This window comes from Achromobacter sp. GbtcB20 (assembly GCF_019091095.1).
Classification (GTDB): Bacteria; Pseudomonadota; Gammaproteobacteria; order Burkholderiales; family Burkholderiaceae_B; genus Achromobacter; species Achromobacter mucicolens.
The window spans coordinates 1-256 of sequence record NZ_JAGXJZ010000671.1; the positions used below are offsets into that span (position 1 = coordinate 1).

The window sequence follows — 256 nt, forward strand, 5'->3', positions numbered from 1 at the left end:
TGGCGCAACGCCCTGCCCATCACCGAGCCGGCCTGAGGCCGGCACATTTTTTCAGGCGGCCGACATCCCCGCGTCCGGCGAGACCATCAGCGCGCGCAGTTCGCGGATGCTCAAATCGCTGATCTCATGCATGCGCAACAGGATGGTGGCGCCGATCGGCAGGGTGTTATGGCGGATCTTGCTGATCACCGGCGGGGCGACTTCCAGCGCGCGCGACAGGGCGGCGTGGTTCTTCATGCGCTTTTTCTGGATCGTA

At 64.5% G+C, this 256-nt stretch carries 1 protein-coding gene; it reads right to left on the bottom strand.

Annotated features, from left to right (window positions below; all coding sequences use genetic code 11):
• Nucleotides 1-51: 51 nt before the first annotated feature.
• Nucleotides 52-256 (bottom strand): hypothetical protein (locus KVT32_RS30670; protein WP_217619494.1); only part of this gene is annotated, 205 nt, incomplete at its 5' end.